Origin of the sequence: Pseudomonas sp. 22082 (assembly GCF_052046055.1) — a bacterium.
In the GTDB taxonomy this organism is placed as follows: Bacteria; Pseudomonadota; Gammaproteobacteria; order Pseudomonadales; family Pseudomonadaceae; genus Aquipseudomonas; species Aquipseudomonas pharyngis.
Map to the genome: position 1 here is coordinate 70,415 of NZ_JBQEQB010000005.1, position 25,774 is coordinate 96,188.

Below are 25,774 nucleotides of genomic sequence, written 5' to 3' on the forward strand. Positions count from 1 at the left end.
TTTGAATTGGCTCCAGCCCAGAGAAATCAAAGAAGCGCGGCTTATGACAGGGCATTTTGGCGTATTGACCAGAATGGGCGTTCCGGTCAAGATACGGGCGGTTTTGCGCTCGCCGTAGGCTGAATGGTGGTTTCAAGAGCACCTCTAAAGACAGGGCGTAGGCGGTAACCGGTGATGCGCAGCGCAAGTTTGGCGCGCAGTTTACACACCGCGAGGCGGCATGACTCGTCGGTCACGACTGACGAACGGTCATCCCGCTCAGCCGACGTTTTTAGAGGTGCCCTTGTGCCCGATGAGCATCAACCGCCAGGTTCGCCTAGGCGACTTTCTTTTCACCGGAGAGTAACGAGGAATCCATGAAGGTTCTTGTAGCTGTCAAACGCGTTGTGGATTACAACGTCAAGGTTCGCGTCAAGGCGGACAATTCCGGCGTAGACCTCGCCAACGTCAAGATGTCGATGAACCCGTTCTGCGAAATCGCAGTGGAAGAAGCCGTACGCCTGAAAGAAAAAGGCGTTGCGACTGAAATCGTCGTCGTCTCCATCGGCCCGTCCACCGCTCAGGAACAGCTGCGTACCGCACTGGCTCTGGGTGCCGACCGCGCCATCCTCGTCGAATCCGCTGAAGACCTGACTTCCCTGGCCGTGGCCAAGCTGCTCAAGGCCGTGGTCGACAAGGAACAGCCTCAGCTGGTGATCCTGGGCAAACAGGCCATCGACAGCGACAACAACCAGACCGGCCAGATGCTCGCTGCACTGAGCGGCTACGGTCAGGGTACTTTCGCCTCGAAAGTCGAAGTCTCCGGCGACAGCGTTGCCGTGACCCGCGAAATCGACGGCGGCGCGCAGACTGTCTCCCTGAAGTTGCCAGCGATCGTCACCACCGACCTGCGTTTGAACGAGCCGCGTTATGCGTCCCTTCCAAACATCATGAAAGCCAAGAAGAAGCCTCTCGAGACGCTGACTCCGGACGCTTTGGGCGTTTCCACCGCCTCCACCAACAAGACCCTGAGAGTCGAAGCGCCGGCTGCACGCAGCGCGGGCATCAAGGTCAAGTCGGTGGCTGAACTGGTCGAGAAACTGAAAAACGAAGCGAAGGTAATCTAAATGACTATCTTGGTTATTGCTGAACACGACAACAAAGTGCTGGCTCCGGCCACCCTGAACACCGTGGCTGCTGCTGCCAAAATCGGCGGCGACATCCACGTTCTGGTTGCAGGCCAGGGCGCTGGCGCCGTGGCTGAAGCCGCTGCGAAAATCGCGGGCGTGAGCAAAGTCCTGAATGCTGACAATGCCGCTTACGCGCATCAGTTGCCGGAAAACGTTGCTCCGCTGGTTGCTGCTCTTGCCCATGAAGGCGCGGGCGCTGGCTACAGCCACATCCTGGCTGCCGCTACTTCCAACGGCAAAAACATCCTGCCGCGCGTTGCTGCCCAGCTGGACGTTGACCAGATATCCGAGATCATCTCGGTCGAAAGCGCTGACACCTTCAAGCGTCCGATCTACGCCGGTAACGCCATCGCTACCGTGCAATCGACCGCTGCGATCAAGGTGATCACCGTACGTGCTACCGGTTTCGACCCGGTTGCCGCTGAAGGTGGTTCGGCTGCTGTTGAAGCGGTTGCTGCTGCTCACAACGCCGGCACTTCCAGCTTCGTCAGCGAAGAACTGGCCAAGTCCGATCGTCCTGAGCTGACCGCTGCCAAGATCGTCGTTTCCGGCGGCCGCGGCATGCAGAACGGCGACAACTTCAAACACCTGTACGCCTTGGCCGACAAGCTGGGCGCTGCCGTCGGTGCTTCCCGTGCAGCGGTCGACGCAGGTTTCGTACCGAACGACATGCAGGTCGGCCAGACCGGCAAGATCGTTGCGCCACAGCTGTACATCGCCGTCGGTATCTCCGGCGCGATCCAGCACCTGGCCGGCATGAAAGACTCCAAAGTGATCGTTGCGATCAACAAGGACGAAGAAGCACCGATCTTCCAGGTGGCCGATTACGGCCTGGTGGCGGATCTGTTCGAAGCCGTACCTGAGCTGGAGAAGCTGGTCTAATCCGGCTGCTTCACTTATAAAGAGCCCGACCTTTTAGTCGGGCTTTTTTTTTGTCCGGGATTTGAGTGGGAGCGTTTCGCCATGGATCTGCATCGTCGGTTGAGCTGCTCGTGGTTGCTGGGGCTGGCATTGTTGCCGGGCCTGTCAGTGGCGGCTGGCAAGTGCGAGCGGCTGGTCGTCACCGGCAGCCCGGATGCACCGCCGTACCTCTGGCAGGATCCGCAGAACCCCAAACAACTGATCGGTGCAAGTGCCGATCTGTTGCAACAGGTGGCCAAGGAGTTGGGGATCAAGGTCGATCTTTTGTACGCCGGCAAGCGCTCCCAGGCCCTCGATGAAGTGCGCAGCGGGCGCATGGACATGCTGGCCGACGCACCGCTGACCTTTAATGAGCTGGAAAACCTCGACTACATACACCCGCCGTTACTGGAAAACGATTACCTGGTGTGGACGCGCAAGGGGTCGACCCTGGTCTACAGCGAAGCCAAGGACCTGCACGGGCATACCGGCGGCTTGTCGGAAAAGTCTCGAATGACCCCGGCATTTGGCGCTATCGCCGAGCAGCAATTGACCCTGACCCGTACGGCAAACCTGACCCAGGCGTTTCAGAAACTTCTGCTGGGCGAAGTGGAATATGTACTCGCCGGTCGCTACTCGGGCATGGCGGCCGCGCAGGCCTTGGGCATGGCCAACGATCTGCTGGCCTTCGAACAACCCATCGACCGGCCCGGTCTGTTCCTCGCGGTTTCGCACAACTCGGCCTGCAACGATCCGTGGTTGCGCGGACAGCTGGCCAAAAAGATGACAGAATTGCCCGCGTCCGGCCTGACGGAAGCCGCGCTGCAACGCAACATCGAGCGCTGGAAGGCGCAGCAGCAACAGCCGCCGCAACCACCTGTCAGCGCCCCAAAACAGTAGGGATTCTTAGTGAGTAATCGACTTCTTTTCGCGGCCATGGCCGTTCTGGCCCTGGCCGGTTGCGCCAGCGATCCGGCACCCAACGAACAAATGCGCCTGACCGAGCAGGCCCTTGAGCAAGCCAAAGCCGTGGGCGCCACCGCCGAAGACGTGCCGGAGATGAAACTGGCCGAGGACAAGTTCAACCGGGCCAAAGGCAGCATGGCGGGTGAGTCTTACAAGAATGCGCGGATGCGCTTCGAACAGGCCGAACTCGACGCACGTCTGGCGGAAGCCAAAGTCCTGACCCGCAAGAGCGAAGAGCAAGTGAACGTGCTCAACACCCGTATCGTCCGACTGCGCAAGCAACTGGGGGATGCCCAATGAGCCTGAAGTCCAAAACTCTCGGTGCTCTGATCCTCGCCGGTTGCGCCAGCCTGTACGGCTGCGCCGGTCAGCACAGCGAATCCGCATTGCAGCAGGCCAGCACCGACTTCCAGAAGGTCAAGGAAGATTCCAACGTGCTGCGTATCGCGCCGAAAGACGTGATCCGCGCCGGTGAGTCGCTGGCCCGTGCCGATCGTCTGTCGACGTACTGGGGCAGTGGCTCGGACGTGGTGCATTACGCCTATCTGAGTCAGCGCTATAGCGAAATCGCTCGTGAGCACACCAATCAGGTGCTCAACGAAGAGCGTGTGGCGAAGCTGGAACTTGAACGCCAGCGCCTGCAACTGGCCCTGCGCGAGTCCAAGCTGCTGAGTGTGCAACAGCAGGGTAAATGGCTGGAAGAACAGATCGTTGCACTGGCCACTACCCAAACCGACCGTGGCCTGGTGATGACCCTGGGTGACGTGCTGTTCGACACCGGTGAGGCCGAACTGAAAAACTCTGCCAACCGCGTGGTGCTGAAGATCGTGCAGTTTCTGCAACTCAACCCGAAACGCATCGTGCGGATCGAGGGTTACACCGACAGCACTGGCGGCAAGCAGGAAAACCTCAAGCTATCCCGTGACCGTGCGCAGTCGGTAGCTGACGTGCTGACGGACCTGGGCATCGACGAAAAACGCATTCAGGTCGAAGGCTACGGTGATGAATATCCCGTGGACGCCAACGCTTCCGAGCGTGGGCGTGCGCAGAACCGTCGAGTGGAAATCGTGTTCTCCGACGAAAAAGGCCAGCTCGGCGCCGCCCGCTGAGGGTGGCGTTACTGGAAAGCCCGGGCTGTCAGGCAGCACCGGGTTTTTTTACGTCTGTCGATTACCTCACAAAGCAGTACAGATTTAACCGACACAGCACTGTATGGTTGACTAATATGGCAACTGTCCCAGTACACTTCCAAACTGTTCCGGTATTGTTTCACACAAGAATAAAACGCCCGTGAAATCGAGTGCTGCGTCATGACCAATCTCTTGCTCTACCAACGTATTGCTCAACAGCTGGCCGAAGATATCCGCCGTGGCGTCTATCAACCGGGCGAGCGCGTGCCTTCGGTGCGCAAGATGAGTTCGCAGCTCAACGTCAGCCATGCCACGGTGTTGCAGGCTTACGCCAACCTCGAGGATCAGGGCCTGATCCGTGCGCGGCCGCAGTCCGGCTACTACGTGCACCAGACTCCCGCACTGACGGCGCCCACGCCAGACATCGCCCGGGTCGAGCGGCCAGGCCTGGTCACCCGCAGCAGTATCATTCAGCAAGTGCTGGTCGAATCCCGTCGTGAAGGCGTGTTCCCGCTGGGGGCGGCGGTGCCGAGTGTCGATTATTTGCCGGTGCGGGCCCTGCATCAGCAGTTGGCCAAGGTCACCCGCTTTCACAGCCCTCGGGCGTTCAGCTACATGTTCAGCCCCGGTTTCGAGCCGCTGCGCCGGCAGGTGGCGATCCGCATGCGTGATGCAGGCGTGGTCGTTGACCCTTCGGAAGTGGTGATCACCCACGGCTGCGTCGATGCGTTGCAGATGTCGTTGCGGGTGCTGACCCGCCCCGGCGACCTGATCGCCGCCGAATCACCGACCTATTACGGTCTGTTGCAATTGGCCGACCTTCTGGGCCTGAAAGTCATCGAGATCCCCAGTGACCCCGCCACCGGCATGAGCCTCGAAGCCCTGCAACTGGCGGCCAATCAATGGTCGATCAAGGCGCTGGTGCTGACCACTCGCCTGAGCAATCCACTCGGTGGCACCATGCCCGAAGAGCGCCAGAAACAACTGCTGCGCCTTGCCTCGGACTTCGATATCCAGATCGTCGAAGACGACATCTATGGCGAGTTGATGTTCGAGCAGGGTCGCACCAAGTCGCTCAAGGCCTACGACCGGCTCGATCGAGTGATCTATTGCTCGAGTTTTTCCAAGACGTTATCGCCCGGTGTGCGCATCGGCTGGATGATCGCCGGCAAGTACCAGCAGGAAATCCAGCGCTTGCAGACTTTCAGCACCCATTCCGCGTGCAGCGTCACCCAAATGGCTATCGCGGCCTACCTGGAAAACGGCGGCTATGACCGGCATTTACGGTACATCCGCCAGGAATACCGGAAAAATCTCAGCGCATTCCAGCTGGCGGTTCAGCAGCACTTTCCCGAAGGCACACAGATGACCCGGCCGACCGGCGGATTCATTCTGTGGGTCAGCCTGCCGGGACGGGTCAACACCCAGGAATTGCACGTGCGGGCGCTGCAACAGGGCATCAGCATTGCGCCGGGGTTGATCTTCAGCAACACCGAACAGTTCAACCACTGCATCCGGTTGAATTGCGGCATCCCGTGGAATCGCGAGGCGGAACGGGCGCTGATGACCCTCGGCATGTTGGCCACCCAGCTCTGCCAGGAGATGGCCGGCGGATTTTGAACCAATGGCGGAGCTTGTCATGTGACGCCCAACAAGCGAGCATATGGCCCTCTGCCGTTAGCTTCGTTGGGTTCATGAAAGCGAAATTTTCTGCCGTCTGGGTTGTGCTCTGCCTGCTGATGATGGGTCAGGTCCCTGGCGCCATGGCGGCTCAGGAAAAGACGCCGGCGACTGCCACGGCAAAAAAACCGGTCACGGCCAAGAAAACCGTTCAAGCGAAAAAAACACCGCAGAATAAGGCTGCTCCCGCCAAGAAGCGCGCCCCGGTAGCCTCCAAGTCGAAATCGGCGAAGGAGGTGGCCAAGACGCCGCTGCCGCCTGCGAAGCTCGATTTGAGCCTGCCGAAAGACATGGTTCAGGAGTTGAAACCTCCCGGTTCCGTGACGCTGCCCAAGCGCGATCCGGTCCTGCCGCAGATGTTTGGTGAAAAAAACAGCGGGTTCCAGCTCAACGGCCGTTTGCTCAGCAACGAAATGCAGCTGCAACTGCGCAATGAGGAGCGCCGCGAAGTCGAAGGCGCGGCACTGGATTTCGAGTTCAAGCAATAAATCGTCCCCATCGGTGACCCGCAGACCAGACGCTTTGTCGGAGACTGGTCAGTCACTTTCGTTTCTGCGTAAAAACCCCGGTTCAGGCAATTTAAAACAGCCGTTTAAGCGGTTACCCTGTTCCGCGTCCCTTTAACACATTGCCCGCTGCGAGGAACGCGTCGTCATGAAATGCCGTGAAGGCTGTGGCGCCTGCTGCATTGCCCCTTCCATCAGTTCGCCGATTCCAGGCATGCCCGATGGCAAACCTGCCGGTGAACGCTGCGTGCAGTTGTCGGTCGATAACCTGTGCAACATTTTCGGCCGACCGGAACGTCCGGCGGTCTGTTCAGGATTCAAGGCCGATCCCGAAGTCTGCGGCAGCAGCCAGGAAGACGCGATCAGACTGCTCGGCTGGTGGGAGCAGATGACGGCGGCGTGATGTGTCAAACGAACGGAACTTCAACAATAAGGAATAAGACTATGGGTTCGCTGCATCGTATCGCTGTGTTGTGTGGTTTGACTGCCGCGCTGGCCACCTCGGTTGCCCAGGCTGAAGACTGGAAAGTCGCCAAGAACGAGGACGGCATCAAGGTCTCCCTGAGCGAAGTGCCGGGTTCGGACTACAAGTCTTATCAGGGTGTGACCGTGATGAAGACCACCATTGCCAAACTGCGCGCCTTGCAGGAAGACGTGTCCGGGGCCTGCGCATGGATTCACGAGTGCAAGACTCAGAAACTGCTCAAGCACGAAGGCGACCAGAGCTGGACCTACACCCAGTTCAATACGCCATGGCCGGTTACCCCGCGCGACTCCATCCTGCATGTCACCACCGTTGAAGGTGCCGATGGCAGCCTGACCCGTAATCTGGAAGGCGTGCCGAAATACCTGCCTGAAGAAAAGGGCTTTGTGCGGGTCGCTCAGGTCAAAGGCTTCTGGAAGTTCGTGCCAAAGGGCGATCAGGTTGAAGTGACCTATCAGGTTCACACCGAGCCGGGCGGCAGCGTGCCTTCCATGATCGCCAACAAGTTTGTGGTCGACGCACCGTTCAATACCCTGAGAGCCTTGAAAGAACGCGCCGAGAAGTAAACATCGCGTTCATCTGTAAACGCCCCGAAGAACTCGGGGCGTTTTGTTTTCCAGGTTTATTGTGTTTCCGGATATGCGTTGAACGAAATTTTCACAAAGTCTCCAAGACAATTCGCCCGCGCTGTTTGTACCTGTCCCGCGGCGCTGTGCCTTGAATGAAAGTGTCCGGCAGCGGGTACTAATCAATGGCAATGCCGCCGGTGATCGTGCAACATTTGCGCTCCGCGCAAGCCCCGGGGCCTGGAATGGCCAACAGAGGGCAGGGCGCAGCTGAATTTTTGCAACTTCAACTTCCAATGGGTCCTAAAACGACATGGCAAACCCGGACGCCCTGAGTCAGCAGCGATCTTCCAGTCGCCTGCTGCAACCGACCGTCAAATCGCATCTGGCCTACACGCTTCTGTGCGCGCTGGTCATGATGGTGATGTTTTCCGTGCTGCGCCTCGCGCTGCTGGTCTACAACCGCGAGATGATCCTCGACACCCCGGCCTCGACTTTCCTCGAAGCCTTCGCCAACGGCCTGCGCTTCGATATTCGGCTGGTGGTGTACGTCTGCATTCCGCTGGTGCTGGCGCTGTTCAGTGCCCGGGCCATGGCGGCGCGCGGGTTCTTCCGTCTGTGGCTGACCGTTGCTTCGAGCATCGCGCTGTTCCTCGGCCTGATGGAGATGGACTTCTATCGCGAGTTCCACCAGCGCCTCAACGGCCTGGTGTTCCAGTACGTGAAGGAAGACCCGAAAACCGTGATGAGCATGCTCTGGTACGGTTTTCCGGTGGTGCGCTACCTGCTGGCCTGGGCCGTGGGCACGCTGATCCTGACCCTGGCATTCAAGGGCGCCGATCGTCTGACCCGTCCGCGTGGCCCGTTCAGCGGTGGCAACGTCGGCACCCGTCAAGTGGCGCCCTGGTATGCGCGTCTGGCGGTGTTCGTGGTGTGCCTGCTGATCTGCGTGGTGGCGGCTCGCGGCACCCTGCGTCAAGGCCCGCCGCTGCGCTGGGGTGACGTTTACACCACCGATTCGAACTTCGCCAACCAGCTCGGCCTCAACGGCACGCTGTCGCTGATCGCGGCGGCCAAGGACCGGATGGGCGAGGACCGTGACAACATCTGGAAAGCCACGCTGCCGCAGGATCAGGCGCAGAAAGTGGTGCGCGAGATGCTGGTGATGCCGGACGACAAACTGGTGGATGCCGATATTGCCGCCGTGCGTCGTGAATACACGCCGCCTGCCGACAAGACCCTGCCGATCAAGAACGTCGTCGTGATCCTGATGGAAAGCATGGCCGGTCACTCGGTGGGCGCACTGGGCGCGCCGGGCAACATCACGCCGTACCTCGACAAGCTGTCGAAGGAAGGCCTGCTGTTCGACCGTTTCTTCTCCAACGGCACCCACACCCACCAGGGCATGTTCGCCACCATGGCGTGCTTCCCGAACCTGCCGGGTTTCGAATACCTGATGCAGACCCCGGAAGGCAGCCACAAACTGTCCGGCCTGCCGCAGTTGCTCAGTGCGCGTGACTATGACGATGTCTACGTCTACAACGGTGACTTTGCCTGGGACAACCAGTCCGGTTTCTTCAGCAACCAGGGCATGACCAACTTCGTCGGCCGTAACGACTTCGTGAACCCGGTGTTCTCCGATCCGACCTGGGGCGTGTCCGACCAGGACATGTTCGACCGTGGTCTGGTGGAGCTCAAGGCGCGGGAAAACGGCAAGCCGTTCTACGCGCTGCTGCAGACCCTGTCCAACCACACGCCGTACGCCTTGCCGACTCCCTTGCCGGTCGAGCGCGTCACCGACCGTGGCCCGCTCAACGAGCACCTGACCGCCATGCGTTACGCGGACTGGGCGCTGGGCCAGTTCTTCGAGAAGGCTCGCAAGGAGCCGTACTTCAAGGAAACCCTGTTCGTCATCGTCGGCGACCATGGTTTCGGTAACGAGCGTCAGATCACCGAAATGGACCTGGGTCGCTTCAACGTGCCGATGCTGATGATCGCACCGGGCATCCAGGAAAAATTCGGTACCCGTGACCACACCGTGGGCACCCAGATCGACATCGTGCCGACCATCATGGGTCGCCTCGGTGGCGAAGTGCGCCATCAGTGCTGGGGCCGCGATCTGCTGAACCTGCCGCAGGGTGACACCGGTTTCGGTGTGATCAAGCCGTCGGGCAGCGAGCAGACCACTGCCATCGTCACCGCTGACCAGATCCTGGTACTGCCGAAAGAGAAGGAAATGGCGCCGAAGATCTACCAGTACCAACTGGGCGCGAATCCTTCTGCTGAAATCATTCCGGATGCACCGCGCACTGCCGAGCTGAAACTCAAGCTCGAAGCGTTTCTGCAAACGGCCACCAAGAGCCTGATCGACAATACCGCCGGTGTGGTTAACGGCAAGCCGGACTGATCAGTCGGCACAATAAAAAAGAGGCCCTTCACAGGGCCTCTTTTTTTTGTCGGTCAAACAGTCATATCCGACCGAGTAACAACAGCACCAACAGGACTACCAGCACTACGCCGATAATGCCCGAAGGGCCATAACCCCAACTTCTGGAGTGCGGGAAGACCGGCAGACCACCGATCAGCAACAGGATCAGGATGATGATTAGAATTGTGCCCATGTCTATTTCCTTGTTGATAGTGTCTGTGAAGTCTTGGTGTTCAAGGGCAGCTGGAAGTTGAACTAAATCCAGCCGGCTTACAAATTCCGACTGGTGCGCATGAAAGAAAATTCAATGTTTTTTTAAGGTATTTGGCTCGCTCGCTTATTTCGTTTGTTGTCGCGGTTTGCCCTCGCCATTCAGCAATCTGATGGAGCGTGGGTCGCTGCGTATCCTTCGCTACACTCCGCGCATCTTCCCCGGAACAACAAGGCTGTCTGCTATGCAAAATCGCATGATGATCACTGGCGCGGGCTCTGGCCTGGGTCGCGAAATCGCGCTGCGCTGGGCGCGTGAAGGCTGGCAACTGGCCTTGTCCGACGTCAGCGAGCCCGGTTTGCAAGAGACCCTGAAACTGGTTCGTGAGGCCGGCGGCGACGGCTTCATCCAGCGCTGCGACGTGCGCGATTACAGCCAGCTGACGGCGTTCGCCCAGGCCTGCGAAGTGAAACTTGGCGGCATCGACATCATCGTCAACAACGCCGGTGTGGCGTCGGGCGGGTTCTTCAGCGAGTTGTCGCTGGAGGACTGGGACTGGCAGATCGCGATCAACCTGATGGGCGTGGTCAAGGGCTGCAAGGCATTCCTGCCGCTGCTGGAGCAGAGCAAGGGCAAGATCATCAACATCGCCTCGATGGCCGCGCTGATGCAGGGCCCGGCGATGAGCAACTACAACGTGGCCAAGGCCGGAGTGGTGGCCCTGTCGGAAAGCCTGTTGATCGAACTGGCTCAGCAGGAAATCGGTGTGCATGTGGTCTGTCCGTCGTTCTTCCAGACCAACCTGCTGGACTCTTTCCGGGGCCCGACGCCGGCGATGAAAGCCCAGGTCGGCAAGTTGCTGGAAAGTTCGCCGATCACCGCCAGCGACATTGCGGACTACATCTACCAGCAAGTCGCGGCCGGCGAGTTCATGATCCTGCCCCACGAACAAGGGCGCATGGCCTGGGCGCTCAAACAGAAAAACCCGCAATTGCTGTACAACGAAATGACCGCGATGGCCGAGAAGATGCGCGCCAAGGCCAAACAGAACAACGGCTGAACTTGCCCGGGGTTCGTCGCATCGTTAGGGTGGCCGCAACAGTCACCCTGACGAGATGTCTTGCATGCTCAACTACCTGTGGTTTTTTCTCGCCGCGCTGTTCGAAATCGCCGGCTGTTTCGCGTTCTGGATGTGGTTGCGCCAGGGCAAGAGCGCCTTGTGGGTGATCCCGGCACTGATCAGTCTGACTCTCTTTGCGCTGCTGTTGACACGCGTCGAAGCGACCTACGCCGGTCGCGCCTACGCCGCTTATGGCGGCATCTATATCATTGCTTCGATTGGCTGGCTGGCGGTGGTCGAGCGCATCCGCCCGTTGGGTTCGGACTGGATCGGTGTGGCGCTGTGTGTGATCGGGGCCAGTGTGATCCTGTTCGGGCCGCGGTTTTCCGCGAGCTGAATCTTGCAGGCCTGAAGGAAACGTCTGAAGGCTTGCGCGCCTTGGCGCGTAGGGAATGACTGAATTGCCCGGCATGCATTGTAGGGCGCTCGAAAGCCGCGCATCTTCAAGGCTCGCAAACCTTGAAGGACACCTCCCATGCTTGTACTCAGCCGTGTTGTCGGGGAACTGATTTCCATCGGCGACAACATCACTTTGCGCGTTCTGGCGGTCAACGGCTCCAGCGTGCGGTTCGGCGTCGAAGCGCCGGAGCAGATCGGCGTGCATCGCGCCGAGGTCTACGAACGGATCCAGCGCAAACAGGCCAGCGGCAAGGGCCGCTGACCGTTTTCAGTCGAACAGGTGCTTGGGCACGTCGTGCTTGAGCATCAACTGGCATTGCTCGCTTTCCGGATCGAAAACGATCAGCGCCTGGCCTTTGGTCAGCGCCTGGCGAACCCGCAGTACGCGGGTTTCCAGCGGCGTGTCGTCACCGTTGTCGGTACCGTCACGGGTGACGAAATCCTCGATCAGGCGGGTGAGGGTGTCGACTTCGAGCGCGTCGTAGGGAATCAGCATGGGCACCTCGGCTAAATCAATGTCGGGATGCTACGGCGAATGATCGCCGAGGGCCAGACTCAACTGTCCGAACGCTGCCCCACCAGGCTGTCCACCGACGGCACACGGGTGTCGCTCTCCATCTGCGTCTCGTGCTCGATCTGATGACTGAAGCGATCCAGTGACCCGGTGGCCGGTTGCGCATCGCTGGCGAACACCGGCGGACTCAGAATGTACGCCCCCAGCAAGCGACTGAGCGCCGCGAGGCTGTCGATGTGCGTGCGTTCGTAACCGTGGGTCGCGTCGCAGCCGAAGGCGAGCAGGGCGGTGCGAATGTCGTGACCGGCGGTGACCGCCGAGTGGGCGTCACTGAAGTAATAGCGGAACAGGTCGCGGCGCACTGGCAGTTCGTGCTCACCCGCCAGACGCAACAAATGCCGCGACAAGTGATAGTCGTACGGGCCGCCGGAATCCTGCATTGCCACGCTCACCGCGTGTTCGCTGGAGTGCTGGCCCGGCGCGACCGGGGCGATGTCGATGCCGACGAATTCGCTGACGTCCCACGGCAACGCCGCCGCTGCACCGCTGCCGGTTTCCTCGGTGATGGTGAACAGCGGATGACAGTCGATCATCAGCTCCTGACCGCTGTCGACGATGGCTTTCAGCGCGGCCAGCAGCGCGGCGACACCGGCCTTGTCGTCCAGATGTCGGGCGCTGATGTGGCCGCTTTCGGTGAACTCCGGCAGCGGATCGAAGGCCACCACATCGCCAACGCTGATGCCCAGCGAATCGCAATCGGCGCGGGTCGCGCAGTAGGCGTCCAGACGCAATTCGACGTGGTCCCAACTGATCGGCATCTCGTCCACAGCCGTGTTGAATGCATGCCCGGAAGCCATCAGCGGCAACACGCTGCCGCGAATCACGCCGTTGTCGGTGAACAGGCTGACGCGACTGCCTTCGGCGAATCGACTTGACCAGCAGCCCACCGGCGCCAGGGTCAGGCGGCCGTTGTCTTTCACCGCGCGCACGGCGGCGCCAATGGTGTCCAGGTGCGCCGATACTGCGCGGTCGGGACTGTTTTTCTTGCCCTTGAGGGTGGCGCGGATCGTGCCGCGACGGGTCATCTCGAAGGGAATGCCGAGCTCCTCCAGACGCTCGGCGACGTAACGCACGATGGTGTCGGTGAACCCGGTGGGACTGGGAATGGCGAGCATTTCCAGCAGGACTTTTTGCAGGTAGTTCAAATCTGGTTCGGGAATTTGGGTGGTCATGGAAACTCCTGTTGCGGGGCGTCATTCGCGCGTTCAACGCGGGAATGACGCTGAAGAGAGATCAAACGGCCGGCTGACTGTGCGGAAACAACAGATCGACAAACCGCTCCGCCGTCGGTTGCGGCTCGTGGTTGGCAAGACCCGCCCGCTCGTTGGCTTCGATGAACACGTACTGTGGTTGATCCGCCGCCGGCACCATCAGGTCGAGTCCGACCATGGGTATTTCCAGGGCGCGGGCCGCACGCACGGCGGCCTCGGCCAAGGTCGGATGCAGAATCGCCGTGACGTCTTCCAGCGTGCCGCCAGTGTGCAGATTCGCCGTGCGCCGCACGAACAGATGCTCACCGGCCGGCAGGATGCTGCTGTAGTCGTAACCGGCTGCGTGCAGGGTGCGCTGGGTTTCGTGATCCAGCGGAATCTTGCTTTCCCCGCTGGTCGCCGCTTGCCGGCGCCGACTCTGGGCTTCGATCAGGGCGCCGATGGAATGATGGCCATCACCGACCACCTCCGCCGGCCGGCGGATCGCCGCTGCAACCACCTCGAAACCGATCACCAGAATCCGCAGGTCGAAGCCTTCATGGAAGCTTTCGAGCAATACGCGAGTGTCGAACTGTCTGGCCGCTTCGATGGCCTGCTGCACTTCCTCGATGGTCTGCAGATCCACCGCCACGCCTTGGCCCTGTTCGCCATCCAGCGGTTTGACCACCACTCGCTGGTGTTCATCGAGGAACGCCAGATTGTCGTCCGCGTTCCCTGCCAACTGCTGCGACGGCACATTCAACCCGGCGGCTTTCAACACTTTGTGGGTCAGGCTCTTGTCCTGGCACAGGTTCATGCTGATGGCGCTGGTCAGGTCGCTCAGTGATTCGCGGCAACGCACCCGGCGCCCGCCGTGACTGAGGGTGAACAGCCCGGCATCGGCGTCATCCACTTGCACGTCGATGCCGCGTCGATGGGCTTCCTCGACGATGATCCGCGCGTAAGGGTTGAACTGCGCCTCTGGCCCAGGGCCGAGAAACAGCGGCTGATTGATGCCGTTCTTGCGCTTGATGGCGAACGTCGGCAGGTTGCGAAAACCGAGTTTGGCGTAGAGGTTTTTCGCCTGGCGGTTATCGTGCAGCACCGACAGATCGAGATAGCTCAACCCCCGGCTCATAAAGTGTTCGATCAGATGACGCACCAGCACTTCGCCGACCCCGGGGCGCGAACACTGCGGATCGACCGCCAGGCACCACAGGCTGCTGCCGTTTTCCGGGTCGTTGTAAGCCTTCTGGTGATTGAGGCCCATGACGCTGCCGATCACCGCGCCGCTGTCGTCGTCTTCCGCCAGCCAGTACACCGGGCCGCCCTGATGGTGCGGGGTGAGCAAGGTGGCGTCGATCGGCAGCATGCCGCGCGCCTGATACAGCTGATTGATCCCCTGCCAGTCCGCGTCACTTTGCGCACGACGGATGCGGAAGCCACGAAACACGCGGGTGGCCTGACGGTAATCGCTGAACCACAGGCGCAGGGTATCGGACGGATCGAGAAACAGCTGGGTCGGTTCCAGGCCGAGAATCTGCTGCGGCGCGGCGACGTACAGAGCAATGTCGCGCTCGCCTGGTTGCTCGTTGAGCAGTTCCCGGGCAAGGCTGGCTGGATCGGGAAAGGTGTGCCCGATGAGCAATCGGCCCCAGCCGCAATGCACCGCGATCGGTTCGGCGGCAGGCTCGCTGCCATCTTCGGCCAGGCGCGCCTGCAAGCGTTCGTAGGACGGCGTCTGACCGCGCAGCAGGCGTTGGCTGTAAGCCGTGGCGTGAGGTTTCATCGATCAGATTCCTTGTTCGCTGAGCCACAGGTTCAAAGCCGCCAGTTGCCACAGCTTGGAGCCGCGCAACGGGGTCAGTTGGCCTTGTGGATCGGTCAGCAATTTATCGAGCATCACCGGGTTGAACAGGCCGCGATCCTGACTCGGATCGAGCAGCAGTTCGCGCACCCAGTTCAGGGTATCGCCCTGCAAATGCTTGAGCCCCGGCACCGGGAAGTAACCTTTCTTGCGGTCAATCACTTCACTGGGGATGACCAGTCTCGCGGCTTCTTTCAACACCTGCTTGCCGCCGTCCGGCAGTTTGAACTGGCCCGGAATGCGGGCCGACAATTCCACCAGTCGATAGTCGAGAAACGGCGTGCGCGCCTCCAGGCCCCAGGCCATGGTCATGTTGTCGACGCGTTTGACCGGGTCGTCCACCAGCATCACCGTGCTGTCCAGGCGCAGAGCCTTGTCGACCGCCGCATCGGCGCCAGGCTGTGCGAAATGTTCCTTCACGAAGTCGCCGGCGGCGTCATTGGCAGTCAGCCATTTCGGCTGCACGGTCGCGGCGTAATCGTCGTAGCTGCGGTCGAAGAACGCCTGGCGATAGGCCGCATATGGATCGGCCGCGCCGTCGACTTGCGGATACCAGTGATAACCGGCAAACAACTCGTCGGCGCCCTGGCCGCTCTGCACAACTTTGCAGTACTTGGCGACTTCGCGCGACAGCAGATAGAAGGCGATGCAATCGTGGCTGACCATCGGCTCGCTCATCGCGCGGAACGCGGCGGGCAGTTGCTCGATGATTTCTTTTTCGTCGATGCGCAGTTGATGGTGCTGGGTGCCGTAGTGCTTGGCGATCAGATCGGAATACTGGAATTCGTCACCGCGCTCGCCCCCGGCATCCTGAAAACCGATGGAAAAGGTCGACAGGTTCTCCACGCCGACTTCGCGCAACAGGCCCACCAGCATGCTCGAATCGACACCGCCGGAAAGCAGCACGCCGACATCCACCGCTGCCCGTTGGCGGATCGCCACGGCTTCGCGGGTGCTGTCGAGCACGCGGTCACGCCAGTCTTCCAGGGTCAGGTTTTTTTCGTCGTCGTGTGGTCCGTAGGGCAGGGTCCACCAGATTTTCTGCTCGGTGGTGCCGTCCGCTTCAATGCGCATCCAGCACGCTGGCGGCAGCTTTTCGATACCGGCCAGCAAGGTGCGCGGCGCAGGTACCACGGCGTGGAAATTCAGGTAATGGTTGAGCGCCACCGGATCGAGGATCGGGTTGATGTCGCCGCCCTTGAGCAAGGCCGGCAGGGTCGAGGCAAAACGCAGGCGCTGGCCGGTGCGCGACAGGTACAGCGGCTTGACGCCGAGACGGTCGCGGGCGATGAACAGGCGTTGGGCATCACGCTCCCAGATGGCGAAGGCGAACATGCCATTGAGTTTCGGCAGCAGCGCTTCGCCCCAGGCGTGATAACCCTTGAGCAGCACTTCGGTGTCGCCGCCGGAATAGAACGCGTACCCGAGCGCTTCGAGTTCGGTACGCAATTCAGGGAAGTTGTAGATCGCGCCGTTGAAGGCCAGGGACAGGCCCAATTGGCTGTCGATCATCGGCTGCGCCGAGCCGTCCGACAGGTCCATGATTTTCAGGCGTCGATGGCCCAGGGCAATCGGTCCCTGGGCATGGAAGCCCCACGCGTCGGGGCCGCGAGGCGCCAGGTGATGGGTGATTCGCTCGATGGCTGCAAGGTCTGCAGGTTGTTGATCAAAACGTAACTCGCCAGCTAATCCGCACATAAGGTCCTTACCGGTTTTTCCGTTGGGGAAGGTGTCACTGCACCGCGCCGAAATGGCCGGTACTCAGAAACTGACCCGGCTGGGATGTGGGAGTTTTAGAACGATCGGTTATAAGCGGTTCGGCCTGACCGATGGGCCATTAGCTTTCCGCTTGGGTTTATGGGTAGTAGATAAATAGCGAAAACATGCGGATGTCTGCTTGTTTGCCAGCCTGATCACGTAGTTTTTCGTGTTTTTTTTACGCAGGCAGGATCGTTAAGGTAATGGTTCCAAAGTGCGATAAAGGAATATTGCCCATGTCGAATACGCAGTCGGATACTGCGACACCGCTGACCCAGGAACAGATACTGGTTTTTTTGCTGGAAGCCACCGGCGATCTGGATACTGCCCAGGCCTTGCAGAAAACCCTGCCTTCCAGCCTTCTGAAAGCTTCTAGCTCCACATTCGCTGCGCTGGACCAGACCGCGCGTGATTTACACGCCGCTCAGGCCAGGGTCGACGCCGATCTTGGCCGCTTGCAACCCGTGAACAGCTTTTGCGCCGCGCTGTTGAGCAGTGCCCTGAAAGCTCGCTGGCCAGTGCAGTTCGATGTCGAAAAAGACTATCTGGAGCTGCCTGGGGAGTACTGTGGTTGCGAGCCCGTGACGCCGCCCGGCGGAGGATCGCCGGTCACGCCGCCGGCAACGCCGACTCTTCTGGAAGCGGCGATGCAGAACTTCACGGAGCGGGAGGCACAGGACGATTTTTTCCCCGCCGGCAGTGTGGTGCGCATCTCTGGCCAGCCTGCTGGGATTGCGGGCCTGACACCCTCCGCATTCGCCGAACTTTGTCGCGAGCTCGATCTGGGGAAGCACTACCAACAGCATTTTCAACAGGTATTCGGTATCACGGAGGTTGACGGTAAACCGGTTGCCACCGGTCCCATGGTCCGCAACATCACCGACCTGAAAAAACAATTGCTGCAACTGGATCTGCATCTGGCGCTGTTGAATGCCCACATCAGTCAGGACGCATACGAAAGCCTGGAGCGCCTGCTCGAGGCCGGCGGTAGCGCCGATGCCAGAAGCCTGAATTACCAGGGGCGGCCGTTGATCATGCAAGGCATCGAACTGCTCGACTGTTGCATTTGGGGCGTTGTGGTGTTTTCCGAGCGCTCGGTCGAGTCGGACCCGGATCAATGGTGCCTGGTTTACATGCCCGGCGCGCCCTCTCAACCGTTGTACGAGTACGCGAGTTTCTCGGCGTTTCTCGTGTACCTGGAATACCAATTGGGGGTGGCCAGTTACAGGAGCTACTTCACTCATTGCATCGGCGAGGTCGACAAGGCGGATTTCTTCAAAAACTTCGCGGACGCTCGCAGCCTGGGTCGTGCCAAATATTTGCCGATAACCGTGTCGTTGCTCGACTTCATGCACCAAAGCCATATCGGCAAACTGCAGATCGATGCCCGCGCGCTCGCCGTACCGACTGCCGATGTGGATGAAGAGGCGCGCAAGAAGCGCCTGCTCGAGTATCTGGAAATCGGTCTGACGGTTGCCAATGTGGCCGGGATTTTCGTGCCGGTCGTAGGGCAACTGATGATGGGGGTTGCCGTGGGGCAGATGCTGGCGGAAGTTTATGAGGGCGTTGAGGACTGGTCGCGGGGAGATCGTGAGGAGGCGTTTTCGCACCTGCTCAGCGTTGCTGAAAACATTGTGCTGATGGTCAGCGTGGGGGCCGGTATCAAGGGCCTGAAAACACTGGCAATCAAGACGGTGCGCAAGCATCCGGATTTCTTCCAGCCGTTCACGGCCATATTGGACCGTGACGGTCAGCCTCGTTTGTGGAAACCGCAGCTACTCGGTTATGAACAGCCGCTTCCGACAGGTGCCGAACCTGATACTGCAGGCTTGTTCCGGGCGAACGGCAAGCAGTTTGCCCATTTCGACAATCGGGCTTACGAGGTAGCGCTGGAGCCTGCATCCAATACCTGGGAAGTCCAACACCCTGTGCGTGCACAGGCTTATCAGCCGGTATTGAAGCGCAATGATCGCGGAGGCTGGCGTCATGACTTCGAACAGACCGAGCGATGGAGCGGAGCGTACACGCTCAAACGCACTGATCCTGGTCTTGAGGGCTGGGAAGACAGTCGTCTGGAGATGGCCCGTCGGTTGACCGACACCCGGATCGATGAGCTGCATCGCCTGAGCGATGACAACCGGCCGCTGCCTTCTCGCTTGCTGGACATGATCGAGCGTTTTGGAATCGAGCGCAGAGTGCGCGACTACATTGCTGCCATGGAGCGTGGCGAGGCGAGTGATCCGCGTTACGTCAACGAACAGCTGCATGCTTTACCCCGGCTTGCGAACTGGCCGGCCGATCGCTACATCAAAGTCGTGGATGAACAAGGGCGGATCACCGCGACCTACCCGCCCGGATCGATCGACGACGATACCGTGAGCGTCATTGTGAAGCATGCGCAACTGGAGAAGGGCGAGTTGCTGCAAGCGGTCGTCGATGTTCTGCGTCCCAAAGAAGTGGAGGTCTTGGTGGGGGCTGACGTAGCCCCGGCCGATGCCAGTCAGCAGTTGGCGAAAGTGATCGGGGCGGCGATCAAGGCCGATCGAAGGTCGACTTTCGACCATCTCTACAGCCGATACGATCAAGACGTTGCCGGAGAGTTGCTCAAGTTGCGCAGGGCCTTTCCCGATTTGCCGGTGCGCTCCGCCCGGGAGCTGCTCAAACGGACGCCGAGCATTGAACGGATGCGCCTGCGCAGCACCGGGCGGGTGCCCATGGGGTTGGCACAACGGGTGCGTCAGGCTTTGAGCGATGGGCGAGTGGATCGGGCATTGGCTGGTTTTTACCTGGCCGACATCGCCAATGCCGATACAAGGAAACTGGCGATCCGGTTGCTACCCCGTCTCGCAGGCTGGGATCCCGAGTTCTATCTGGAACTGCGGGCGAAATCCTTGAGCGGTCATGTCCTGGAAACGCTGGGCGAAAAACCGCTCGTTACGTCGAGCTCATGCACGCTGGTCAGACTCGACAATGGTTACGAAGTGTTTGGCAGCGACAGGAAGTCACTCGGCAAGATCGCGTCCGGGCCGGAAGATCTCTATCAGGCGATTCTCAAAGGTCTTTCAGCGCAGCAGCGCAAGGCCATCGGATTTGTGCAACCGACGCCGGAAAATGGCGGGCGCCTGCGCGGCAAGCTCTTGGAGAGTGCTCTGGACGAACGTGAGGCATGCGCCCGGGTGTTGGCAGGCGGTCAGTGGCAAGCGGCGACCGCCGAGCCTGCGTGCACGCCTGCCGACTCTCCCGCCGGGTCGAACACTCATTCGCGTCGTTTATTGCGGCAGGTGAAAAAGCTCTATCCCTTGTTTACCGACGTACAAGCCAATGAGTTTCTTGACCAGTTGGGCAGCGACCATCTGACCAGGGCGATCCGGGTTCGGCAGTTGCGAGAGGATCTGAGCCGACTGCAGGGCGTGATGGATACCTGGATCCAGGATGAGGCAGCCATGAAGGTCCTGGGCGGTGATCTGAACGAAATTCGTGAATGCCGGCAAATCGTTGCGTTTGAAATCGAAGACTGTTTTCGCCGTTTGATCTCCCTGCCCGATGACGCCGGGCGTCTCGTCTATGGTTTGAAGCTCGATGGCATGCGCTTCGGCAAGTTTCCGACCTTGCCGGTCGGTTTGACGTTTGATCATGTCAGGCAATTGTCTCTGCAAGACATGTTGCTGGACGACGATGCCGCTTATTTCCTCAAAGCGTTCACGAACGTCGAGTCCCTTGAACTGGATCGCAATCAGATCACCCGGTTGCCCGAGATCATTTCGCATATGCCGAACCTCAGGCGGCTGAGCCTGGCCGGCAATCGGCTTCAACTCACCGAGCACGCCCTGGTGAAGCTGGCCGGGTTGCGCACCTTGCAAAGTCTGAATCTGAGCGGGAACCCCCTCGGCGCCACGGTGGATGTCCGCAACCTGTTCGATCTGACTTACCTCTCCTTGCGTAATACCGGCGCCACGGAGCTGCCAAAAGGCCTGCAGTTTCTACCCAATCTGGATCGGGTGGATCTGCGGGATAACGAAATCCGTGATCTGCCTGCCTGGCTTTTTGAAACGCCCAGACGCTTCAGTGAAACGATCAATTTGCGGCGTAACCCGATTTCCGATGTCAGCAGAACTTACCTTGAAAACTACCGCACGACGGTCGGCGTCGGCATGGGTTACCTGGATAACGATATCGCGCGACTGGACGAAAACCAGGCACGTTCGATCTGGCTGACCGAGACGGGAGGAAGCGAGGGCTCCCGGCATCTGCAGATGTGGAACGCACTCAAGGATGACCCAAGGGCCGAAGGCCTGTTCGCGCTGCTGGCGGAGTTGGGCAATTCCGCCGAGTCAGCCAATGTGCGCGAGGATATGCACCGGCGGGTCTGGACGGTTCTGGATGCTACGCAGGCCGATGCCGAATTGCGGGAGCAGATTTTCGATCTGGCGGCCAACCCGATCAACTGCACGGACAATGCGGCGTTGAACTTCAGCCACCTGGAAGTTGCAGTGCAGGTCCACCATGTGACCCGTGGTCCCAGGGGGCAACGCCCTTCGACGAAGGCGCTGATGAGGCTGGCGAGAGGACTGTTTCGGCTGGAGCAGATTGACCGGATCGCCGCGGAACACGCGCAGGTCCATGCGGCACCTGACCCGCTGGAAGTGACCCTTGCCTACCGCTCCGGTCTGGCGCAGGCACTCGAATTGCCCGGGCAACCTTCGCACATGCATTACGCCTCACTCGCGGAGGTGACAGGGGCGGATCTGGTGGAGGCTATCAATCGAATCCAGACTGCTGAATTGTCTCCCGAGTGGCTGGCGTTTCTGGTTCGCCAGCCTTGGTGGAACGAATACATGAAAAGCAGTTTTGCCCAACAGTTCGACGATGCGCGCGCGCCTCACCAGGAAGAAGCCCTGGCGTTGTTCGAGAAAGCCGAAGAACTCAGCTCGGCCGACTATCTCAACGAAATGAACCTGTGTGCCGCCCGGCAGGAACAGACGGAAAGCGCTTTGCTCGAGCGGTTGACCGAGCAAGTGCTACGACTGGTCGAGGGCAATATCTGCCTGTTGCCCGGTGGTTGATTCCAATCCCGGATTCGCTCATTTGCCCCGGATCAGCCACCGCAAGGCAAACCGGTTCGGATGACACGCCTCTGCGACACCTCTGGGCAGGGGCAGCGGTTCGTTGTCCAGCCAGGCTGCCAGCAGTTCACCGGACAGTGGCGCGGTGATCAGCCCCCGGGAACCGTGGCCACTGTTGACGTACAGACCGTCCAGCCATGGGCAGGCAATGTCCGGCACTTGCCGGGCATCCTTGCTCAAGGCGCGATAGGCCTCGGTGAAGGCTTCGCGATCGGCGAGCGGGCCGACGATCGGCAGGTAATCGGGGCTGGTGCAACGGAAGGCTGCCCGACCCTGAAGACTTTCGGCGTCGAGCTCCCTGACGTGCAGGCGCGCGACCAGATCGGTGGAGATCTCTTCGAGCATCGCCAGATTGCCCAGATGTTCGGCGGTGGTCGGGGTCAGGTCGTCGCTGTTGAAATCGAAACTGGCGCCGAGGGTGTGCTCGCCCAGGCGTGCCGGTGCGACGTAACCTTCGGCGCACACTACGCTGGTCAGCGCATGGCTTTGCGTGGTCTGCGCGAGGCGGGTGATCTGCCCGCGAATGCGCTTGAGGGGCAGGTCGGCGCTCTGGGGGAAACGCTTGATGTCGGCGGCGCCGGCCAGCACCACGACCGGTGCTGTTGCGATCAATCGTTCACCGTCGAAGGCTTGCCACTGACCGTCGACCTTGCGCAACTCCACGGCTTCCTGATGGGGCAGCAGCGTGACGCCCGGTTGTATCGATTGCGCCTGACACAACGCCGGCGGATGCACCCAGCCGCCCTCGGGGTAATACAAACCGCCATGGGCCAGACCGATCCCGGCGCGGGCCTGTGCCTCGGGTTGATCGAGCCATTGCAGCAGGTCTTCGGGAAACGCGGCCGCCAGTTGCGCCTGACGTTCGCGTTCCTTTTCGTTGAATGCCAGTTGCAGCACGCCGCAGTCGTCCCAATCGGTGCCGCGTTGCAGATTTTCCAGCAGGCGACGGGTGTAGCCGAAACCGCTGACGATCAACTGCGACAACGCCGTGCCGTGGGCGGACAGTTTCAGGTACAGCACGCCTTGCGGATTGCCCGAGGCTTCCTGCGCCACCGCGTCATGCCGTTCCAGCAGACTGACCTGCCAGCCCCGCGCCGCGAGGCTGGCCGCCGTGGCACAGCCGGCCACGCCGGCACCGATCACCAACGCACGACGCTCTCCATTGAAAGGCGCCGGGCGGGCGAACCACGGTTTGTCCGCCGCGGGTAAAGGAACGTCCTGCGGCCAGCCGAGAAATTCGCCGCGCAGGATCTCCCATTTGTGGCCGATGCCCGGCGTGCGCTTCATCTTGAAACCGGCGGCGTTGAGCAGGCGTCGAACCCAACCGGTACTGGTAAAGGTGCTGATGGTCGAGCCGGGCGCCGCCAGCCGCGCCAGTTCGGCGAACAGTTCGGCGGTCCACATGTCCGGGTTTTTCGCGGGGGCGAAACCGTCGAGAAACCATGCGTCGATCTGCCCGTCCAGTTGCGGCAATTGCTCCAGCGCATCGCCGATCAGCAGCGTCAGGGTCACGCGGCCGTTATCCAGAACAATGCGCTGAAAGCCTTGATGGATGGCGACGTAATGCTTGAGCAGTTGATCGCAGAAAGGCTTCAGGTCGGGCCACAACGCCAGCGCCCGCTGCAGGTCGGCAGGGCTCAACGGAAATTTCTCGACACTGACGAAATGCAGCCGCGCACCGGGCACCGCGTGCTGTTCGAACAACTGCCAGGCACAGAGAAAATTCAGCCCGGTGCCGAAGCCGGTTTCACCGATCACCAGTCGCCCACCCGCCGGCAGTGCGGCGAAGCGCTCGGCCAGACGGTTCTGTTCGAGGAACACGTAGCGGGTTTCATCCAGCCCCGACTGGTCGGAAAAATACACATCGTCGAACACTCGCGAACGCGGGCGTCCCTGGTCATCCCAGTCGAGTTGGGCGTGGGGCATTACAGGTTTCATGGCAGGCTCGGCAACGGCAAGGCGGCCATTCTAGCCGATCACGCAGGCGGCGCTTGATCCATGGCAAGCCTTGCCGACGATCACTCAAGGACAATCCGCCGCCGGCGGGAATTTCTGTGCCGCGTCAGAGCCCAATCCGCTAGTCTTGCTGAATCCTGGAAGGAGCCGTCCCATGTTCGAATCCGCTGAAATCGGTCACGCCATCGACAAAGACACCTACGAAGCCGCCGTGCCCGCCCTGCGTGAAGCCTTGCTCGAAGCCCAGTTCGAGTTGCAGCAGCAGAAGCGTTTCCCGGTGATCATTTTGATCAACGGCATCGAAGGCGCCGGCAAGGGCGAGACGGTCAAGTTGCTCAACGAGTGGATGGATCCGCGCCTGATCGAAGTGCGCACTTTCGACCAGCAGACCGATGAAGAGCTGGCGCGGCCACCGGCCTGGCGTTACTGGCGGATGTTGCCGGCCAAGGGGCGGATGGGGATTTTCTTCGGCAACTGGTACAGCCAGATGCTGCAGGGCCGGGTGCATGGTTTGTTCAAGGATCCGCGACTGGATCAGGCGATTGCCGGCGCCGAGCGCATGGAAAAGATGTTCTGTGATGAAGGCGCGCTTATCTTCAAGTTCTGGTTCCACCTGTCCAAGAAACAGATGAAGGCGCGGCTCAAGGCGTTGGCCGACGACCCGCTGCACAGCTGGCGCATCAGCCCGCTGGACTGGCAGCAATCGCAGACCTACGACAAGTTCGTCAAATACGGCGAACGCGTGTTGCGCCGCACCAGTCGCGATTACGCGCCGTGGCATGTCATCGAGGGTGTCGACCCGCACTACCGCAGCCTGACGGTCGGCAAGATCCTGCTCGAAGGCCTGCAAAATGCCTTGAAGCGTCCCGATGTGCATCCCCATGAGGTCAACGCTGCACCGCTGGGGACTTCCGTCGACCAGTTGAACCTGCTCGACAGCCTCGATCTGACCCAGCGTCTGGACAAGAAAGACTACGAAGAACAATTGATCACCGAGCAGGCAAGGCTGTCGGGGCTGATGCGTGACAAACGCATGCGCCGGCATGCGCTGGTGGCGGTGTTCGAAGGCAACGATGCCGCGGGCAAGGGCGGTTCGATCCGTCGAGTGGCGGCGGCGCTCGATCCGCGCCAATACAGCATCGTGCCGATTGCCGCGCCGACCGAAGAGGAACGGGCGCAGCCGTATCTGTGGCGGTTTTGGCGACATATTCCGGCGCGGGGCAAGTTCACCGTGTTCGACCGCTCGTGGTACGGCCGGGTGCTGGTGGAGCGGGTCGAGGGCTTTTGCAGCACTGCCGACTGGATGCGCGCTTATGGCGAGATCAATGATTTTGAGGAGCAACTGGCCGACGCCGGGGTGATCGTGGTCAAGTTCTGGCTGGCGATCGACAAGGACACGCAGATGGAGCGCTTCCAGGCGCGCGAAGAAATCCCGTTCAAGCGCTTCAAGATCACCGAAGACGACTGGCGCAACCGTGACAAGTGGGACGCCTACCGTGCCGCCGTGGGCGACATGGTCGACCGCACCAGCACCGAAATCGCGCCGTGGACCCTGGTCGAGGCCAATGACAAGCGCTGGGCCCGGGTCAAGGTGTTGCGCACGATCAACCGGGCGCTGGAAGACGCTTTCGAGAAGTCCGACAAGCGAGCCAAAAAGCACAAGGACTGAACCGATGGGCCCGCATACGCGAGGTGAATGATTGTCGCGGTCGGCGATGGGGGGGACTTATGCTCGGTCCACTCTCAA

General features: G+C 60.5%; 21 protein-coding genes. 15 read left to right on the top strand and 6 right to left on the bottom strand.

The window, feature by feature from the left end:
- Positions 1-356 precede the first annotated feature (356 nt).
- From ACTJK9_RS07700 to ACTJK9_RS07745, 10 genes are all read left to right on the top strand, one after another.
- Positions 357-1,106, top strand: coding sequence for an electron transfer flavoprotein subunit beta/FixA family protein (locus tag ACTJK9_RS07700; RefSeq protein WP_440813181.1), 750 nt, complete (start codon positions 357-359; stop codon positions 1,104-1,106).
- Positions 1,107-2,051 carry an electron transfer flavoprotein subunit alpha/FixB family protein gene (locus ACTJK9_RS07705; protein ID WP_085612148.1) on the top strand — a complete coding sequence of 315 codons (945 nt, stop codon included), beginning with the start codon at positions 1,107-1,109 and terminating at the stop codon, positions 2,049-2,051.
- Positions 2,052-2,132: 81 nt separating this feature from the next.
- A complete protein-coding gene (locus tag ACTJK9_RS07710; protein ID WP_221397892.1) occupies positions 2,133-2,969 on the top strand; it encodes a substrate-binding periplasmic protein in 837 nt (278 codons plus the stop codon).
- Positions 2,970-2,978: 9 nt separating this feature from the next.
- On the top strand, positions 2,979-3,335 hold the full coding sequence (locus ACTJK9_RS07715; RefSeq protein WP_172829501.1) for a DUF4398 domain-containing protein: 357 nt from the start codon (positions 2,979-2,981) through the stop codon (positions 3,333-3,335).
- Positions 3,332-4,144 carry an OmpA family protein gene (locus tag ACTJK9_RS07720; protein ID WP_064598489.1) on the top strand — a complete coding sequence of 271 codons (813 nt, stop codon included), beginning with the start codon at positions 3,332-3,334 and terminating at the stop codon, positions 4,142-4,144. Before ACTJK9_RS07715 ends, ACTJK9_RS07720 begins: the two co-directional genes overlap by 4 nt.
- A gap of 201 nt (positions 4,145-4,345) precedes the next feature.
- Positions 4,346-5,785, top strand: coding sequence for an aminotransferase-like domain-containing protein (locus ACTJK9_RS07725; protein WP_039770612.1), 1,440 nt, complete (start codon positions 4,346-4,348; stop codon positions 5,783-5,785).
- 74 nt (positions 5,786-5,859) lie between these two features.
- Positions 5,860-6,333: a translation initiation factor 2 gene (locus tag ACTJK9_RS07730; RefSeq protein WP_221397891.1), complete on the top strand. Its 474-nt coding sequence runs from the start codon at positions 5,860-5,862 to the stop codon at positions 6,331-6,333.
- 166 nt (positions 6,334-6,499) lie between these two features.
- Positions 6,500-6,754: a YkgJ family cysteine cluster protein gene (locus ACTJK9_RS07735; protein ID WP_007950870.1), complete on the top strand. Its 255-nt coding sequence runs from the start codon at positions 6,500-6,502 to the stop codon at positions 6,752-6,754.
- Positions 6,755-6,795: 41 nt separating this feature from the next.
- Positions 6,796-7,401 (top strand): START domain-containing protein, encoded by a 606-nt coding sequence (locus ACTJK9_RS07740; RefSeq protein WP_085612152.1) that lies wholly within the window; start codon positions 6,796-6,798, stop codon positions 7,399-7,401.
- Positions 7,402-7,714: 313 nt separating this feature from the next.
- Complete coding sequence (locus tag ACTJK9_RS07745) at positions 7,715-9,808, top strand: LTA synthase family protein (protein ID WP_064598484.1); 2,094 nt, start codon at positions 7,715-7,717, stop codon at positions 9,806-9,808.
- A 61-nt stretch (positions 9,809-9,869) separates the two neighbouring features.
- Here ACTJK9_RS07745 and ACTJK9_RS07750 read toward each other — a convergent pair whose 3' ends face one another.
- On the bottom strand, positions 9,870-10,028 hold the full coding sequence (locus ACTJK9_RS07750) for a DUF3309 family protein (RefSeq protein ID WP_169432680.1): 159 nt from the start codon (positions 10,026-10,028) through the stop codon (positions 9,870-9,872).
- Between the two features lie 256 nt (positions 10,029-10,284).
- On the opposite strand from ACTJK9_RS07750, the gene ACTJK9_RS07755 reads away from it, so the two are divergent.
- From ACTJK9_RS07755 to csrA, 3 genes are all read left to right on the top strand, one after another.
- Positions 10,285-11,100 carry an SDR family oxidoreductase gene (locus tag ACTJK9_RS07755; RefSeq protein ID WP_064598482.1) on the top strand — a complete coding sequence of 272 codons (816 nt, stop codon included), beginning with the start codon at positions 10,285-10,287 and terminating at the stop codon, positions 11,098-11,100.
- Positions 11,101-11,164: 64 nt separating this feature from the next.
- Positions 11,165-11,497 (top strand): YnfA family protein, encoded by a 333-nt coding sequence (locus ACTJK9_RS07760; protein WP_007950874.1) that lies wholly within the window; start codon positions 11,165-11,167, stop codon positions 11,495-11,497.
- 138 nt (positions 11,498-11,635) lie between these two features.
- Positions 11,636-11,821 (top strand): carbon storage regulator CsrA, encoded by a 186-nt coding sequence (gene csrA / locus ACTJK9_RS07765; RefSeq protein WP_039770603.1) that lies wholly within the window; start codon positions 11,636-11,638, stop codon positions 11,819-11,821.
- Positions 11,822-11,827: 6 nt separating this feature from the next.
- Here csrA and ACTJK9_RS07770 read toward each other — a convergent pair whose 3' ends face one another.
- The 4 genes from ACTJK9_RS07770 to ACTJK9_RS07785 all read right to left on the bottom strand — a co-directional run bounded on the left by ACTJK9_RS07770 (position 11,828) and on the right by ACTJK9_RS07785 (position 16,888).
- The gene (locus ACTJK9_RS07770; RefSeq protein WP_003192759.1) at positions 11,828-12,055 is read right to left on the bottom strand and encodes a YheU family protein; all 228 of its coding nucleotides are present in this window, start codon (positions 12,053-12,055) and stop codon (positions 11,828-11,830) included.
- Positions 12,056-12,114: 59 nt separating this feature from the next.
- The gene (locus ACTJK9_RS07775) at positions 12,115-13,305 is read right to left on the bottom strand and encodes an osmoprotectant NAGGN system M42 family peptidase (RefSeq protein ID WP_007950879.1); all 1,191 of its coding nucleotides are present in this window, start codon (positions 13,303-13,305) and stop codon (positions 12,115-12,117) included.
- A 61-nt stretch (positions 13,306-13,366) separates the two neighbouring features.
- Positions 13,367-15,112 carry an N-acetylglutaminylglutamine synthetase gene (gene ngg / locus ACTJK9_RS07780; protein ID WP_085612153.1) on the bottom strand — a complete coding sequence of 582 codons (1,746 nt, stop codon included), beginning with the start codon at positions 15,110-15,112 and terminating at the stop codon, positions 13,367-13,369.
- A 3-nt stretch (positions 15,113-15,115) separates the two neighbouring features.
- Positions 15,116-16,888 (bottom strand): N-acetylglutaminylglutamine amidotransferase, encoded by a 1,773-nt coding sequence (locus ACTJK9_RS07785; protein WP_440813191.1) that lies wholly within the window; start codon positions 16,886-16,888, stop codon positions 15,116-15,118.
- Positions 16,889-17,184: 296 nt separating this feature from the next.
- Between ACTJK9_RS07785 and ACTJK9_RS07790 the strand changes: the two genes are divergently transcribed.
- Entirely contained in the window at positions 17,185-22,011 is a 4,827-nt protein-coding gene (locus ACTJK9_RS07790; RefSeq protein WP_440813194.1) for an NEL-type E3 ubiquitin ligase domain-containing protein, read from the top strand.
- Positions 22,012-22,029: 18 nt separating this feature from the next.
- Here the strand turns inward: ACTJK9_RS07790 and mnmC are convergent, their stop codons facing one another.
- On the bottom strand, positions 22,030-24,009 hold the full coding sequence (mnmC, locus tag ACTJK9_RS07795) for a bifunctional tRNA (5-methylaminomethyl-2-thiouridine)(34)-methyltransferase MnmD/FAD-dependent 5-carboxymethylaminomethyl-2-thiouridine(34) oxidoreductase MnmC (protein ID WP_440813196.1): 1,980 nt from the start codon (positions 24,007-24,009) through the stop codon (positions 22,030-22,032).
- Between the two features lie 172 nt (positions 24,010-24,181).
- Here mnmC and pap point away from each other — a divergent pair, with 172 nt between their 5' ends.
- Positions 24,182-25,696 carry a polyphosphate:AMP phosphotransferase gene (gene pap, locus ACTJK9_RS07800; RefSeq protein WP_085612157.1) on the top strand — a complete coding sequence of 505 codons (1,515 nt, stop codon included), beginning with the start codon at positions 24,182-24,184 and terminating at the stop codon, positions 25,694-25,696.
- The last annotated feature ends 78 nt before the right edge of the window (positions 25,697-25,774 follow it).